Below are 1,244 nucleotides of genomic sequence, written 5' to 3'. Positions count from 1 at the left end.
CCCCTGGAGCGGCTCCTTCCGGAGAAGAGTGAAGTCGCTGCAGGAGTCGCCGAACACGCACCGCCCGCCCCGGCGCCCGCGCCCGGCGAGACTCCGCGAGCACAGCAGACGCCCCCGAAACGGCAGCCCCGTGTGCAGGCGCCCTCGTCGCAGGGCGGCTCGGGGACGCTGACCGTCGGCGGTGAAGGGGCCCTGCGCGCGGTGGTCATCATCGATGGCGAGCGCCGCGGCTACGCACCGCTGCGCATCGAGCTCCCCCTGGGCGAGCATGTCCTGGAGCTCGAGACCTTCGATGGCCGCCACCTGGGCCCGGAGCGGCTCTGGCTCACCGAGTTCCACACGCCCGCCTCTCCGTTGCGCTGGGTCGCCCCGGCTTCCCGGAGCACCCCCCAGACGCCGTAGGGCACACTGCCCAGGCGAACCAGGAGCGCTGCTCGCGCGCGTCCGCGACGGACACAAGAGGACTCCCCCTTCGGCGGCGTCCACGGCAAAGGCCTCCAGAATCGCGCTCGAAGAGTGGAGGGTTGACCCATCCGGTGACGGCCTGCTTCCGCGCAGCGCCGCGGGCTGGGCTGCTCCTCCATCTCCCCGGCCAGGTTGCGGACCCTCTCCCACAGGCAAGACAGATTCCGTGGCCGGGAGCAGCCCAGCTGGGGAGGCTCGCCGCACATCTCGAAGGGTGTGCGTCGCGCGCTCCTGGTACGCACAGGTTCCTCGATGGTCAGGCCGCCACCACGCCGCTGTTGTTGCCTCAGGCAACCTCCAGCCACGGGGCTCCATGCGCGTGCTCATCTCCACCTACGGAACCCGAGGTGATGTCCAACCCTTCGTCGCGCTCGCCAAGGCACTGCAGGCGCATGGCCATGTCGTGGCGCTCTGCATCCCCACCGGATTCCGAGGCATGGTGGAGCGCCACGGCGTTCCCTACGCGCACATGGACAATGCCGTGCTGGAGCTGACGGAGGCCGTGCTACGCGCCCCGACGCGTGCCGAGCAGCGGCGGCTGTTCAAGGGGTTCGGCGCCATCATCCGGGCGGGCCTGGAGGACGAGTGGAAGGCGGCGCGGGAGCTGGAGCCGGACGTGCTCGTGTACCACTCCAAGGCGCTCGGCAGTCATCACATCGCGGAGAAGCTCGGGGCCGTCGAGTTGCTGGCGATGCCGCTGCCGCTGACTCCGACACGCGAGTTCCCGGTGCCGATAGTCCCGGGTTTCCGACTCGGCGGTTGGCTCAACGCGCTCAGCT

The 1,244-nt window shown here is 70.4% G+C and carries 1 protein-coding gene and 1 pseudogene; both read left to right on the top strand.

Features of this window, described 5'->3' with window-relative positions; translation table 11 throughout:
• Positions 1-402, top strand: a pseudogene (locus FL311_RS44725) (hypothetical protein); the annotation flags it as partial.
• 376 nt (positions 403-778) lie between these two features.
• Positions 779-1,244, top strand: a 466-nt coding sequence (locus FL311_RS44720; protein WP_194869643.1) for a glycosyltransferase, incomplete at its 3' end; no start/stop codon positions are given.

The organism is Myxococcus sp. AB025B, from assembly GCF_006518215.1.
Lineage (GTDB): Bacteria > Myxococcota > Myxococcia > Myxococcales > Myxococcaceae > Myxococcus > Myxococcus fulvus.
Note: the sequence above shows the minus strand (reverse complement) of the source record. Positions and strands in the feature narration are given on the sequence as shown.